Source organism: Corynebacterium sp. LK14 (assembly GCF_008042215.1).
Taxonomy (GTDB): Bacteria; Actinomycetota; Actinomycetes; order Mycobacteriales; family Mycobacteriaceae; genus Corynebacterium; species Corynebacterium striatum.
On record NZ_NOVQ01000009.1, the window covers coordinates 176,559 to 190,055 of the forward strand.

At 58.9% G+C, this 13,497-nt stretch carries 12 protein-coding genes; 9 read left to right on the plus strand and 3 right to left on the minus strand.

Annotated features, from left to right (window positions below; translation table 11 throughout):
* Window positions 1–26: 26 nt before the first annotated feature.
* Together CHU71_RS04155 and CHU71_RS04160 are read right to left on the minus strand one after the other, a co-directional pair.
* Entirely contained in the window at window positions 27–1,727 is a 1,701-nt protein-coding gene (locus CHU71_RS04155) for a CYTH and CHAD domain-containing protein (protein WP_147760261.1), read from the minus strand.
* Window positions 1,728–1,819: 92 nt separating this feature from the next.
* Window positions 1,820–2,917 (minus strand): DUF2786 domain-containing protein, encoded by a 1,098-nt coding sequence (locus CHU71_RS04160; RefSeq protein WP_147760262.1) that lies wholly within the window; start codon window positions 2,915–2,917, stop codon window positions 1,820–1,822.
* A 186-nt stretch (window positions 2,918–3,103) separates the two neighbouring features.
* Here CHU71_RS04160 and CHU71_RS04165 point away from each other — a divergent pair, with 186 nt between their 5' ends.
* The 6 genes from CHU71_RS04165 to CHU71_RS04190 all read left to right on the plus strand — a co-directional run bounded on the left by CHU71_RS04165 (window position 3,104) and on the right by CHU71_RS04190 (window position 9,601).
* Window positions 3,104–4,435 carry a glutamine synthetase family protein gene (locus CHU71_RS04165; protein WP_147760263.1) on the plus strand — a complete coding sequence of 444 codons (1,332 nt, stop codon included), beginning with the start codon at window positions 3,104–3,106 and terminating at the stop codon, window positions 4,433–4,435.
* A 24-nt stretch (window positions 4,436–4,459) separates the two neighbouring features.
* Window positions 4,460–7,558, plus strand: a complete 3,099-nt coding sequence (locus CHU71_RS04170; protein WP_147760264.1) for a bifunctional [glutamine synthetase] adenylyltransferase/[glutamine synthetase]-adenylyl-L-tyrosine phosphorylase — start codon at window positions 4,460–4,462, stop codon at window positions 7,556–7,558.
* A gap of 112 nt (window positions 7,559–7,670) precedes the next feature.
* Window positions 7,671–7,988: a hypothetical protein gene (locus tag CHU71_RS04175; protein ID WP_147760265.1), complete on the plus strand. Its 318-nt coding sequence runs from the start codon at window positions 7,671–7,673 to the stop codon at window positions 7,986–7,988.
* Window positions 7,989–8,009: 21 nt separating this feature from the next.
* A complete protein-coding gene (locus CHU71_RS04180) occupies window positions 8,010–8,450 on the plus strand; it encodes a hypothetical protein (protein ID WP_147760266.1) in 441 nt (146 codons plus the stop codon).
* A gap of 171 nt (window positions 8,451–8,621) precedes the next feature.
* Window positions 8,622–8,831: a hypothetical protein gene (locus CHU71_RS04185; protein WP_005528592.1), complete on the plus strand. Its 210-nt coding sequence runs from the start codon at window positions 8,622–8,624 to the stop codon at window positions 8,829–8,831.
* 50 nt (window positions 8,832–8,881) lie between these two features.
* The gene (locus CHU71_RS04190) at window positions 8,882–9,601 is read left to right on the plus strand and encodes an AAA family ATPase (protein WP_005528594.1); all 720 of its coding nucleotides are present in this window, start codon (window positions 8,882–8,884) and stop codon (window positions 9,599–9,601) included.
* Here the strand turns inward: CHU71_RS04190 and CHU71_RS04195 are convergent.
* Window positions 9,598–10,899, minus strand: a complete 1,302-nt coding sequence (locus CHU71_RS04195; RefSeq protein ID WP_147760267.1) for a nitrate/nitrite transporter — start codon at window positions 10,897–10,899, stop codon at window positions 9,598–9,600. The two genes, CHU71_RS04190 and CHU71_RS04195, sit on opposite strands and share 4 nt — an antisense overlap.
* Window positions 10,900–10,937: 38 nt before the next feature.
* Between CHU71_RS04195 and thrC the strand changes: the two genes are divergently transcribed.
* From thrC to CHU71_RS04205, 3 genes are read left to right on the plus strand one after another with little or no spacing between them, the layout of a single operon-like run.
* On the plus strand, window positions 10,938–12,386 hold the full coding sequence (gene thrC, locus CHU71_RS04200; RefSeq protein WP_147760268.1) for a threonine synthase: 1,449 nt from the start codon (window positions 10,938–10,940) through the stop codon (window positions 12,384–12,386).
* Between the two features lie 9 nt (window positions 12,387–12,395).
* Window positions 12,396–12,548: a hypothetical protein gene (locus tag CHU71_RS12775; protein ID WP_162836237.1), complete on the plus strand. Its 153-nt coding sequence runs from the start codon at window positions 12,396–12,398 to the stop codon at window positions 12,546–12,548.
* A 28-nt stretch (window positions 12,549–12,576) separates the two neighbouring features.
* Complete coding sequence (locus CHU71_RS04205; protein ID WP_236593706.1) at window positions 12,577–13,458, plus strand: trypsin-like serine protease; 882 nt, start codon at window positions 12,577–12,579, stop codon at window positions 13,456–13,458.
* The last annotated feature ends 39 nt before the right edge of the window (window positions 13,459–13,497 follow it).

The following is a 13,497-nucleotide window of genomic DNA, read 5'->3' on the forward strand; positions in this document are numbered from 1 at the left end:
TTGTCAGCAAACACCCATGCTTAGGCCTATTTCTTCAGCTTCTTTCTCAAAGGCTTGAATGCGGACTTGATAGCCTTGAAAGACTCCGCGTAGTCATCGAGTGCTTCCAAGCCAATCGCGCGCTCACGCTGGTAGAGCAGACCGTAGCCAAAGGTGTCTTCGCCACGGCGACGAGCGGTATTGGCCAGCTCAAGCAGCTTGTCACGCGAAGTCACTGAATCCTGGAAGTCGCCCAAGACAGACTGCATGTCCTTGCAAGCCTTGTACAGGTTCTTGGTCTTCAAGTTAGTTGCAGAACCAGCGGCCTCAGCGGCATAACGAAGCTTCTTGGCTGCCTTGCGCATGTCGTGGAAGTAGTTCTCGCGCTCGTGCAGAGTCAGCTCTAGGTTATCCCAGTTCTTAACTGCCTTTTCGTGGCGCTTGACCAGCTTCTTGTAGGCCTCATTCAGGTGCAGCGCCATGACAGTGTCCATGTCATGCGGCTCTTCATCCTTCTTCGAAGGCTTTTGGGAATCCTCGGCTGCGGATTCAGCAGTTGGCTCGGCTGGGGTGACGCTCGAGATTACAGCTGCGTCGTCAGCTTCAGAAAGCTCGAGTTCGGAGTCTTCAGCCACTGGTGGGTTAGCCAAGAATTGGTCGAGAGAATCGAGCAGCTCGAGGTAACGGTCAGAATCCAGTGCAGCAACTACGTGGCGGTGTGCCCTGCGGAAGGCCGTCCCCATGTCACGAGAGATGTGCTCGCGCGTTGCATCGTCCAACGTGTTGGAGTCCTCGGAAGCGAGGAGGTTGAGCCAACGTTCCTCAACAACTTCGGCGTCACGCGCCGCGCCGAGGATGCTGGCGAGCTGCTTCAACTCCGCTTCGATGCGCTCAATCTCAGGACCAACAACGATGCCGTGGAAGGTCTGAATGTGGCTGCGCAACTCGCGGGTCGCAACGCGCATCTGGTGAACGGAATCCCACTCATTGCGGCGAACGCGTGGGTCGTAGTCAACAAGCTTGTCGCGGTTTGTCTTCAAAGCAGTGACCACTGCCGCAGCCGCAGAGTCTGGTTCCACGTTGGAATTCGCTAGCGCTGGGGGAAGGGGAGCGCTGTCGATGGAATCGCCCAGGGCAGTCTTCAGCTTGGACGGGGATGCCGATACGCGAGCACCAGCTCCGATGAGAAGGGAGGTTGCCTCACGGATGAAGCAGGAACCATCCTTGGTGCCTGGCAGATCACCTGCGAGTTCAACTTCCCACTCGCGCCAAGACTGCTGGCCACCGCCGGGAAGGAAAGAGAATGCCGTGACATGGTCGTCGCAGAACTCCGCGACAGCCTTGCCCTGTGCATCCGCGAGGACAAGCTCGGTGCGGTTGTTGTCGACCTGGGCGATGGGCTCGAGAGCGTGGTTGCGAACAACGGAACGAACTTCGCGGAGGAGCTCAGCCGGGACCTCGTAGCGGCCATCAACTGGCTCACCTAGCTCCGCATGGATTTCGGTGCGGCCCTTGGCCTCCGGAATCTTGAGGTGCCAGCCATCATCGTTTCCACCAGTGCGGCGACGGAGAGTGATCTTGGCGTGGGTCAGGCGCAGATCCTCAGTGTCGTAGTAGATGGCGGAAAGTGCGTGTTTGCGGGTTTCAGCGATGTGATCGACGCCGCTGAGTCGAGTCAGCTCTGGCAACTGGATGGACTCAGCAACGGCGAACTTTGCTTCGACTTCGAGGAAAGTCTTGGTGGACATGCACACACCTTTGTCAGTACGTATCAATAATCTGGATTACTTATCAGTAGCCTACCTGGCCCGCGGAGCAAATGTGTTTGCATTTGCAGCCATTAACTAGCAACCTCACGGGGGCCATCTAATCCCCGCGAATCGCCTGAAAAACAGGACTTTTCGGCAGCGTTCACGCCGTCATTAACGCCTGCCCAACTAGAAGCTGATAAGGACATTGAGGAAAGGTGCGGAAAGAGTCGATTGCGTGTTTCCTCAGACTTGACTTGTCGGTCATATAGAGCCGGAATAGCGCGGCGCGCAAGTTCACGGCCGGCTGCATCGTTTCCATTCTCTGCGCTGTGTTCATTAGCGGCGTCTGCGAGACCTTCGAAGTTGGCTTCATCAAGTAGCTCACCAATGCGAGCGGCATAGGCCAGTAAGAAGCTACGCCGATATGCGGCGGTGTTGCCGCGACGTCGCGCTTCCGCGGCTCCGTTGCCCGAGCGCATGTGCCAGTCACACTGGCGGTTAAGTGAATCAAAGAGCTGGGCTACGTGTGCCGTATCTGTTGCGGATCCAATGACGCTCGCTAGGCCTTTGCCATGCACGAGTACCGTGGCGCACCCGTTGTGGTGGGCAATGACGCCGAGCAGAGTGGCTTGATGCTTCACATACGGCGTATGGATATACACGCGCCGGGCAAGGTAATCCACCTGGTCTGCATCCAAAACCTCGTCAATGCGGTAGCGCTGTTGCAAGGATTGGGCTTTGGCTATCAACGCATCCGCCTCATCTTCGAAAGGTGTGGACTCGGCTTTACGCAGCAAATTGGTCACCTTTTCCCGAATCTTTTCTTGCTTGGAGCCGCCACCTGCAGACTTCGTGCCCGGCGCACCAGCGAGTAGCTCAGTATCGCGTAGCAGGGGAAGCTTTGCCAGTTGATCGACTATCGCGCGCAGCTTTGTCTTCGGAACGGAAATTGATGCACGCTTGGGAGGGGCTAACATCAGCCAATCTTTTCTCAACGCAGGTGAAGTAATGCGTGCCGGGATGCGTGGGGCCGCCCGGAAGAGGATGGGGTGGCTTGCGGTTCCTAATACGTGCAGTAGGTCGTAGGGTGACCATCCTTTCCCCGCGGCGGCGACTACAAGGTCTATTGCTTGGTTAGTTAGTGCCTGCTGGGTGCGGTCCTGGGTCTGGTTGTGTGAGCGGTACATACTTTCCTCCCTTTAGTACGTGTGTTCGTATGTGCCAATAGGAAAGCACGGCGAACGGACACCACTGCATGCTTTCGCCCCCGTTCTTCGCCCCCGCGATGCTTTGCTGAACTGGGCAAAGAAGTGCCCCAAAAGTGTCCGATAGAGTGCACAACGCTCGTTCGATTCGAAGGTAAGGTTTAGAACATGAACAGCCAACATGAATTCGTCCTGCGCACGGTCGAAGAACGCGATATTCGTTTCATTCGCCTGTGGTTCACTGACATTTTGGGTGCACTCAAGTCCGTGGTCATGAGCCCTTCTGAGCTGGAGTCTGCTTTTGAAGAGGGCGTGGGCTTCGATGGTTCATCAATTGAAGGCTTTTCTCGTATTTCTGAGTCGGACACTTTGGCGCTGCCGGATCCGTCGACCTTCCAGATCATGCCTTTCGACCAGGATGATCCGGACATTATCTCAGCGCGAATGTTCTGCGATATCGCGCAGCCGGATGGCCAACCTTCCATGGTGGATCCGCGCCATATCCTGCGCCGCCAGGTAACTGAGAGCGCCAATGAGGGCTTTACCTGCATGGCCGCACCGGAAATTGAGTTCTACCTGTTGGAACAGTCGCTAGACAATACCAATCTCATCGCGACGGATAACGGCGGCTACTTTGACCAAGCCACCCACGATCGTGCGCCAAGCTTCCGCCGCCGCGCCATGTCAGCGCTTGAGGCAATGAGCATCGCCACCGAGTTCAGCCACCACGAAACCGCGCCGGGCCAGCAGGAGATCGATCTGCGCCATGCCGACGTGATGACCATGGCCGATAACATCATGACCTTCCGCCACGTCATTAAACAGGTGGCTGCTGACCAAAAAGTCCAGGCCACGTTCATGCCGAAGCCTTTTGAACACTTGCCAGGCTCCGGCATGCACACGCACTTGAGCCTTTTCGAGGGCGAGCACAATGCATTCCATGATCCAGACGATGAATTCTCCTTGTCCACCACGGCCAAGCAGTTCATCGCGGGCATCCTAGAGCACTCCGTGGAGATTACGGCAGTTACCAACCAGTGGACCAATTCCTATAAGCGCCTGATGTTCGGCAACGAGGCGCCCGGCTCGGCAACCTGGGGCGTATCCAATCGATCCGCGCTGGTGCGCGTGCCTACCTACCGTTTGGGGAAGGCGGAGTCACGCCGCGTAGAGATCCGCTCCCTGGATTCGGCAATGAACCCATATTTGGGCTACGCGGTGCTGTTGGCGGCCGGCCTGCGCGGCATTAAAGAAGGCTACGAGCTAGGTGATCCCGCTGAGGACGATGTCCATCAGCTCACTCGCCGCGAGCGCCGCGCAATGGGCTACCGCGACCTGCCGGTCAGCCTGGACCAGGCGCTGCGTGAGTTCGAGAAGTCGGAGTTCATGGCAGAGGTCTTGGGCGAGCATGTCTTCGAGTACTTCCTGCGCGCCAAGTGGGACGAATGGCACGCCTACCAGCAGCAGATCACTAACTTCGAGTTGAACCTTAACTACTAAAACGGGAAACCTTCAAGGAAGTTCATGCGCCCCATTGCCGTTCCATCACCAGCCACCCTTGGCCTGACGCGTTCCACCGCGTTGGCAGATCTTGAGCAATTGGGATGGAACAATCCAGAGTCCCTTGATCTGCTGTGGACCTTGGCTGCCTCCGGAGACCCCGACCTTGCGCTCAATACGCTGATCCGGATCTACGAGGCAGCGCCTGAGCTTGATACCGAGCTGCGCGCAGACGAAGCATTGCGCGTGCGCACTCTGGCGTTGCTGGGCGCCTCCACCGCATTTGGCGACCACTTGGCGGCCAATCCTCACCTGTGGTCTGAGCTCGCAAAGCCCTTGCCCACACCACCTGAGATGCTGCAGGAAATGCTGGGCTGCGTCAGCGCTACTCCGGCTGAGTTCGCGCAGTCAGAAGACTCCGCAGAGTCCACTGGCTCGGAATCGGAATCCACACCGGATACTGCTTCTTCCGACCTCAGCACGGTGGGCACCTACCGGGCCGCGGAAGGGGACCACAAAGCCGCCCTCAAATCCACGTATCGCACGCTCATGATGCGCATCGCCGCACACGATGTGGCCGGTACGTTCTACTCGCGCAAAGGCCAGGCGCATCCGCAGCCACGTGTGAAGTTTCAGGAAGTTACGCAATTGCTGACTGCGCTTGCCGACGCCGCCCTGACCGCAGCGCTCGCCGTCGCCGTCCGCACCGTGTTTGGCGAAGACCCCCTCGACGCCAAGCTGGCCGTCATGGCGATGGGCAAGTGCGGAGCGGGCGAACTGAACTATATCTCGGACGTCGATGTCATCTTTGTCAGCGACGTCGTCACCCCGAAAATCACCAGGGTCGCCTCCGAATTCAATCGCGTAGGCTCCGCATGCTTCTTCGAAGTCGATGCGAACCTGCGCCCCGAAGGCAAGTCTGGTGCGCTCGTTCGTACCCTCGAATCCCACGTTGCCTACTACAAGCGGTGGGCCGAGACCTGGGAGTTCCAGGCCCTTCTCAAGGCTCGCCCGCAGACCGGCTACCTGCCTTTGGCGCAGGAGTACCTTGCCCAGATTGGCCCGATGGTCTGGACCGCATCGCAGCGCGACTCCTTCGTCGAAGACGTCCAAGCCATGCGTCGCCGAGTACTGGAGAACGTGCCCAAGGAGCTGCGCCAGCGCGAGCTTAAGCTGGGCGAGGGCGGCCTGCGCGACGTCGAGTTCGCTGTCCAGCTGCTCCAGCTGGTACACGGCCGCTCTGACGAAACGCTGCGCGTTTTGTCCACCGTTGATGCCCTTACCGCATTGGTCGCTGCCGGATACGTGGGACGCGAAGACGGCAACCAGCTGATTGACGCCTACGAGTTCCTGCGCTTGCTTGAGCACCGCCTCCAACTCGAGCGTTTCCGCCGCACCCACGTGCTGCCAGAGCCGGATGACACGGCCGCCCTCAAGTGGCTGGCCATCATTGCCGGCTTCAACCCGCAGGGCAATAAGTCCGCTGCCGAGCGCATGAACAAGTACCTGAAGGAAACGCGTTTGCGCATCCAAGACCTACACTCGCGCTTGTTCTACCGCCCACTGCTCAACTCCGTGGTGGCCATGTCTGCAGACGAGCTCAAGCTTTCCCCAGAGGCAGCAAAGCTGCAGCTGGGCGCCCTTGGCTACGCCTACCCAGACCGCGCTTTTGAGCACCTGACCTCCCTGGCTGCGGGCACCTCCCGCAAGGCCAAGATCCAGGCCATCTTGCTGCCTACGCTCATGGGCTGGTTGTCCTCGACTGCTGACCCGGATATGGGACTGCTCAACTACCGCAAGCTTTCTGAAGCTGCGTATGACCGCCAGTGGTTCCTGCGCATGCTGCGTGACGAGGGAATCGTGGGCCAAAGGCTCATGATTATCCTGGGCACCTCCCCGTTTGCTTCGGATCTCATCATCAGCGCTCCCGACGTCGTCAAGCAGCTCTCCGACGGCGCCTCCGGCCCGAAGCTCCTGGAGACCAAGCCGGAGCAAGTCTCGAAGTCCCTGGTCAATTCCACCAAGCGCCACGCCGACCCCGACAAGGCCGTGCGCGTTGCGCGTTCCCTGCGCCGCGTGGAACTAGCCCGCATCGCTGCAGCTGACCTTCTGGGCTTTATGCCCGTGCAGCAGGTTTGTCATGAGTTGTCCACGATTTGGAATGCCGTTCTGGAAGCCGCCCTGCGCGCTGAGGTTCGCGTATGGCTCAACGAGGTAGGAGAGAAGAAGCCGCCCGCGCGCATCGCCGTCATCGGCATGGGCCGCCTAGGCGGCATGGAACTCGGATTCGGATCTGACGCGGACGTGATAGTCGTTGCGGAGCCGGCCACCGGAAACGATGAAACTGAGGCTGTGAAGTGGGCGATCGGGATCATCGACAAGCTGCGCAGGCGCCTGTCGAAGCCCTCCGGCGATCCGCCACTCGATGTCGACCTGGGGCTGCGCCCAGAGGGGCGCTCCGGCGCCGTCGTGCGCACCATCGCCTCTTATGAGCGTTACTACCGCGAATGGGGCGAGGCCTGGGAGATGCAGGCGCTGCTGCGCGCTGCGTTCGTGGCCGGTGACCGCAGTGTCGGCGACGAATTCCTCGCCATGGTGGACAAGTTCCGCTACCCAACCGACGGCGTGAGCGAGAAAACCATCCGCGAGATTCGCCGCATGAAAGCACGCGTGGACAACGAACGCCTGCCACGTGGCGCGGACCGCAATACCCACACCAAGCTGGGGCGCGGTGGACTTACAGATATCGAGTGGACCGTGCAGTTGCTCACGATGATGCATGCCCACGAATTCGAGGACCTGCATGATCCCTCGACGCTGCGGGTTCTGGACGCCGTCGAAAAGCATGAGCTTGTCCCTGCGCACCAGGCACAGATACTGCGCGAAGCATGGCTCATGGCCACCGATGCCCGCAACGCCCTTGTGCTGGTGCGTGGCAAACGCGTGGATCAGCTACCCACTCCAGGCCCGCAGCTGGCCCAGGTGGCGGGCGCTGCCGGATGGGCGCCGGAGGAAAACCAGGAGTTCTTGGACGTCTATCTCAAGACAACGCGCCACGCCCGCAAGGTAGTCGACGAGGTCTTCTGGGGCGAAGCGGAAACCTTCGAGCACGACGAGCGCTAAGGGTTCACCCTGATTTATCCCCGAATTGTGCGCTGGGCCCTGTCGGTAGCGCCGTGTAGTGCCTAGGCTTGGAAAGCGAAAACACTGTCCAGCGCACCAGAAGGAGCTCACCATGTCCTTGAACCTGTCCCTTGACATCACCACCGCCACCCTCGCTGACCTTGAGGCATTCCTCGCCGCCGCGCGTGCTGCGAGCGCTACTGACGACGCCGACCTGGTCCTTGACGGCACCCACCTGCGGGTAGATGTGTCCTCCCCGCGCGCCGAAAAGCCGCAAGTGGAAACCCCACAGGCCACCGCGCATCCGCGGCATAGTGTTGAGCGGCCATTGGGCGATAACGCTATCCGTTCCATCATCGATATTCTCTCTGAGCGTCTCGACCCGCCACGCGGAGGCAGCTCTTTTGGTACCTTTGGTCCGAGTATTTAAGAGGGAAGTAGGCTCATCACCGTGCAGAAAAACAAGATTGTCACAGTCTGGGCGCTCGTCATCACTATGTCAGTCATTGCCTTAGCGGTTGGGTGGTTCGCCACTACGCGCCATCACCCGCCAGCGAATGCCCAGACGGTAGAAGAGGCAATCGCCGGTGGTGTGCTGCAGATCGAGAATCCTTATTCTCCCACCAACGTAGATGATGAGGACCGGATGTATTCCCTTGCGGAAGCGCTGGGAATTCCTATCGAGTCGATGCCCCGGGAAATATTCGAGTCTGCTTCGAATCGTACTGAAGCGCGTTTGACGATGGTGCAGATTCTCAAAAAGGCCCAAGAGCAGGGCACCCTCAATCGCACTGAGGCTGAGGCAGTGCTTGCCGCTTTTGACGCAGGCCTCATCAACCCCGCCGTGGACACCATCGTTGCGGAAAGCTCACCGGCTCAATGGTTCCGCTGATCGTTGGGCTCTAGACCTCCACCTGGCAACCTCTACCTGTAAGACTTCCCATCAATACACAGTCGCCGTGCAGGGCGGCTCGAAGTTTTCTCCAGCCCAGGACCTTAACCTCAATGTCATAAAGGTCATAAAGGTAACGAATGCATAACGCACTTCGTGTGGAGGAGGAACATGACTTGGCGCGAAAAACTCGGCACAATCGGTGGCATTGGCCTAGCGATTGCCATCCCCATTAGCGGCGGATTCGGTATTTCTTATGCTGTCAATGCGATGCCGCTTGAATCCAGCGTGGAAATCCCCACGAGCAAAGACCCAAGTGCGCACCATCCGGGCGAAAACCTGGGCGCGGCGTTGCGAGGCGTAGAAGATAAGTCGCATTAGCTGCTCGGTATCAACGCGCCGCGCATAACGTCGACAAATATAGTAGGGCTATGCTGCTGCAATCGATTAGCATTTCCGAGCCTCCCTTCGAAGACTATCTGCTGGACCTGCCCAGCGTGCAATACCTCATCGACCTGCCCTACTTCGAGTTCACAGCGCCGGTGACCTGCTTGGTGGGGGAGAATGGCGCGGGTAAGTCCACGCTTTTAGAAGCGATCGCTGTGGCACTGCGTTTCTCGCCCTTGGGCGGACGGTACGACGACCCAGACCGCGAGCGCGCGCCACTGCGCGGTCTGGCACGTGTGTTGAAGTGCTCCCTTAACGGCAACCTCCACCGCGGTTATTTCTTGCGCGCCGAGACCCACGAATCTGTGCTCAAGGCCGCGAATCAACCAAAGGAGCGTGGCGGCCGCAGCCACCTGCCCATCGACGTCGATCTTCTCAGCCGCTCTCATGGCGAGTCCGTCTTCGACGTTCTCGGCGAATACGTCGATGGACGTGGACTTTATATCCTCGATGAACCCGAAGCCGGACTGTCAGTAATTCGACAGATGGCACTCATCGCCGAGATTCACCAAGCAGCGCAGCGTGGTGCGCAGTTCATCATCGCAACGCACTCACCGATTCTGCTGGCCGCGCCAGGCGCCGACATCGTCGAGCTAGGGGAGTCCGGCTTCGAAAAAATTCCCTTCGACCAAGCCGAGCCCGTGGTTGCCACGCGGGAGCTTCTCGACGCCCCCGAGGAGACCATTAACTTCCTCATCAACTAGGAAACGCTGACCACGGTCACCTTTGGGCGGTAGCCGCCGCCGCGCTTGCGCAGGAAGTGCGTGACAACTACGCCGAGCATGCCCGCAAGCCAAATGATGAGGGAAGTTACAGCGGCCGCGTGGAAGTCGCCCAGTTCGTAGTGTGGCGCGTGGCCACGGCTATCGAGCACCATGCCAAAAACTTGCGCTGCCACCATCGAAGAGATGAATCCACCCATGTTGGCCAAGCCTGTTGCCGTGGCCACCACGCTGCGTTCCATGTTCTCGCGCACAATGTCGAAGCCATAGTTCGAGCACGGAGAGCACAAGGAAATAGCCACCATGAGGATGAAAAGGCTTAAGAAGCTGTTGCCCCAGAGGAAGAAAGCCGTCCACGACATTATGTTGAGTGTCGTGAAAAACAGTGCCATCCAGTCGCGGAAACCCTGTGCGCGCGAGGAAATCTTGCCGTGAATTGGCCCTAACGTAATCATGCAGATCGTATAAAAGGTCAGCACCGTTCCGGCCTGCACCTTGGAGATTCCTAGTCCCTCCGTCATGAACGGCATTCCCCACAACATGACAAATACAGTCGCACCCAAAAGGCCACAGAAGTGGATGAAAAATCCTTGCCATGCAACGGGGGAACGCAGCACCATGGCCAGGCTGGCGGCCAAGGAATGCGCCTGCGAATTGGGCTGCTCGGCGGGAGTTTCGATGATGCCTAGAGATTCAGGCGTGTCTGCTACGGCAACCGCCGCAGCTAATGCGATGAGGATGCCCGCCGCACCCAAAGCTACAAAGGCCGTGGTCCATCCAGTCCACCCCAAAAGCGCAGCGAAAGGAATAGCGGAGACGAACTGGCCGAGCTGACCCAACGACGAGGTCACCTGGGTAAACATTGGCGTGCGGTGCAAAGGGAACCAATATGGCAGGATGCGCATCACGGATAAGAAAGCTGTGGCGTCGCCCGCACCAATCAAAAGCCGAGCGGCAATAGCCATCCAATAATTTGTGGTTAAGCCCAGTGCTACCTGTCCCACGCCCATGATGACAGCGCCAATAACGAGCAGTTTGCGAGGGCCATACTTATCAATGAGCACACCCGTAGGAATCTGTGCAAACGCATAGATGCCCAACTGCACCGAGGTGAAGACCGCAATGCGAGAGGCATCGACGTCGAAACGCTCCATCGCTTCCAGCCCCGCCACACCAAAAGAGGTACGTCCGGTAATCGCCACGATGTAGACAAGCATCGCGGCAACCCAAATGGATAAGGCCTTGGTGGTCACAACTTCGCGTGGATTTGGCGCAGACATGGCTGATACTTTACGCCCGCCCTACTAAGATGCAGGGGGTGAAGTTCATTTCTACGCGTGATGCAGCCCGCCAGCCCGCCTCTTTTACGGATATCCTCCTCGGAGGCCTTGCCCCTGATGGGGGTCTTTACCTGCCGGAATCCTATCCGCAGCTTTCCGGTGCCGTGCTTAACGAGTGGCGCCAGCTGCTTGCCGAACAGGGGTATGCGGCCTTGGCTGCGGAGGTGCTCAAGCTCTTCGTGGATGATATCCCCACTGATGATCTCGAGGGCATCGCCAAGCGCGCGTACACCTATCCGAAGTTCAGCAGCGAGGAAATTGTCCCCGTGACTGAGCTGGGTGACGGCCTCTTCGTGGGCCACCTCTCCGAAGGCCCCACCGCGGCCTTCAAGGACATGGCCATGCAGCTGCTCGGCGAGCTCTTCGAGTACGAACTCGCGCGCCGTGATGAGACCCTGAACATCCTGGGTGCCACCTCCGGCGATACCGGCTCCTCCGCCGAGTACGCCATGCGCGGCCGCAAGGGCATTCGCGTCTTCATGCTCACCCCAGCCGGGCGCATGACCCCGTTCCAGCAGGCCCAGATGTTCGGCTTGGATGACCCGAACATCTTCAACATCGCCCTCGACGGCGTCTTCGACGACTGCCAGGACGTGGTCAAGGCCACCTCAAACGACGCCGCCTTCAAGAAGGAGTACCGCATCGGTGCGGTCAACTCCATCAACTGGGCACGTCTTATGGCGCAGGTTGTCTACTACATCAACTGCTACCTAAAGATCACCACAGACAACGAGCAGAAGGTCTCCTTCAGCGTTCCTACCGGCAACTTCGGCGACATCTGCGCGGGCCACATCGCACGTTCGATGGGGCTTCCCATCGACAAACTCATCGTGGCCACCAACGAGAACGACGTTCTCGACGAATTTTTCCGCACCGGCAACTACCGCCCGCGCCCCTCGGCTGAGACCTACAAGACCTCCTCGCCATCGATGGATATCTCCCGCGCATCGAACTTCGAGCGTTTCATCTTCGACCTCGTGGGCCGCGACGCGGAGCGCACTGCGGAGCTCTTTGGTCCCAAGCTCAAAGAGGGCGGCTTCGTGCTGAGTAAAGAGGAACTGGAAAAGGCCCGTGAGCAGTACGGCTTCGTCTCCGGCAGCTCCACCCACGCCGACCGCCTGGCCGCCATTAAGGACGTCAACGACACGTACAACTATCTGGTGGATCCGCACACCGCGGACGGCATCAAGGTCGCGCGTGACGCTCAGCAAGAGGCCAACATCACCACCCCGATCATCTGCTTGGAGACGGCCCTTCCGGTCAAGTTCTCCGAGACCATTGTCGAGGCGATCGGCACCGAGCCTTCCACTCCGGAGCGTTTCGCTGGCATCATGGACGCAGACCGCCACGTCACGGATCTGCCCAACGACCCGGCAGCGGTGCAGGACTTCATTCGCACCTCCATCGCGAACACCGACGTCAAGTAGGAAGAAGACATGGCACAAGAGCAATTCTCCGGCCCGGAATACTTCACCGAGTTTGACCCAGAGAAGTTCATCCGCGACATGAAGCAGATGGCCGAGATGGAAAAGGAAAACAAGACGGGCGAGACCCCGGGAAAGAACACCGATGGTGATGCAGCGGTTTAGACCGCGCTTTTTCACACCACTAGCCGCCGTGGCGCTCGCAATTGGCCTCGGCGGCTGTTCGCTCATTCCTGTGGAGACTCTGCAGCACGCGCTTGGCGACGCCGCGAATGCCCTCACCACTTCATCTCCGACGGAAGATGCAGCAACGGATAACCCTCTCGCAAGTACTACCCCGGATCAACTCAGTGCTTCTAACCCTGGAACGATCAAACCGGCGGTATCGCCGATGCCGCCTGGTACGGCTCTTGATATCTCCTCCCAAGAGCCACAACCAGGTGAGTACTTTGATTTCCAGATGTGTACCGCCGCGTGGTCTTTCACTCTGGAAGATGGCCGTACCTTCGCGGTGACGGCGTCACACTGTGGCAAGGTCGGGGCCCGAGTATGGGCTGGCAACGCTCATCGCACGTTTACTTATCCAGCCGAACCTGTCGGCGAGGTGGTCTACTCCGATCTTTTTGCTGAGGATGGGCACGGCCTAGACGTGGCGTTCATCGAGCTGCATGGCGACGTAGGCTACTACACGCCGAAGTATATGGAGGCGAATCTTGCCATTACTGAGGAATTGCCGCAGCAGTTGTGCAAGCTAGGGCGCATCACTGGTGAGACTTGCGGGGAGCTGACCCATGGGCCGGAAAAGAGTGGGCTTAACGCAGGGGATACTCGCCTGGAGACCACCGCCGCGCGTGCCCGAATCTGCGGTACGCAAGGGGATTCGGGAGGGCCCATCTACGCATCGCTGCCAGGGGGCAATGCTGTTATCGGAGTGGTCTCTGGCACGACCAAGCAAATCCAGGAAAACCATGGTTGTTCCGACCAGCCAGACATGGAACTGTCCTTTACCCCGGCCGCGGACATCTTTGAACTCATCCCGCAGGTACTTGGCAGCGAAGTGGCCCAGGCTCAGTAGACCTTGTGGATAAACCACAAAGAATGAGGCGGGATAGAG

Coding starts and splice junctions, on each gene's coding strand:
- CHU71_RS04185 (WP_005528592.1), top strand. CDS start 8,622: ATGACTTGGCGCGAAAAACTCGGCACAATCGGTGGCATTGGCCTAGCG.
- CHU71_RS04165 (WP_147760263.1), top strand. CDS start 3,104: ATGAACAGCCAACATGAATTCGTCCTGCGCACGGTCGAAGAACGCGAT.
- CHU71_RS04160 (WP_147760262.1), bottom strand. CDS start 2,917: ATGTACCGCTCACACAACCAGACCCAGGACCGCACCCAGCAGGCACTA.
- CHU71_RS12775 (WP_162836237.1), top strand. CDS start 12,396: ATGGCACAAGAGCAATTCTCCGGCCCGGAATACTTCACCGAGTTTGAC.
- CHU71_RS04155 (WP_147760261.1), bottom strand. CDS start 1,727: ATGTCCACCAAGACTTTCCTCGAAGTCGAAGCAAAGTTCGCCGTTGCT.
- CHU71_RS04175 (WP_147760265.1), top strand. CDS start 7,671: ATGTCCTTGAACCTGTCCCTTGACATCACCACCGCCACCCTCGCTGAC.
- CHU71_RS04190 (WP_005528594.1), top strand. CDS start 8,882: ATGCTGCTGCAATCGATTAGCATTTCCGAGCCTCCCTTCGAAGACTAT.
- CHU71_RS04170 (WP_147760264.1), top strand. CDS start 4,460: ATGCGCCCCATTGCCGTTCCATCACCAGCCACCCTTGGCCTGACGCGT.
- CHU71_RS04195 (WP_147760267.1), bottom strand. CDS start 10,899: ATGTCTGCGCCAAATCCACGCGAAGTTGTGACCACCAAGGCCTTATCC.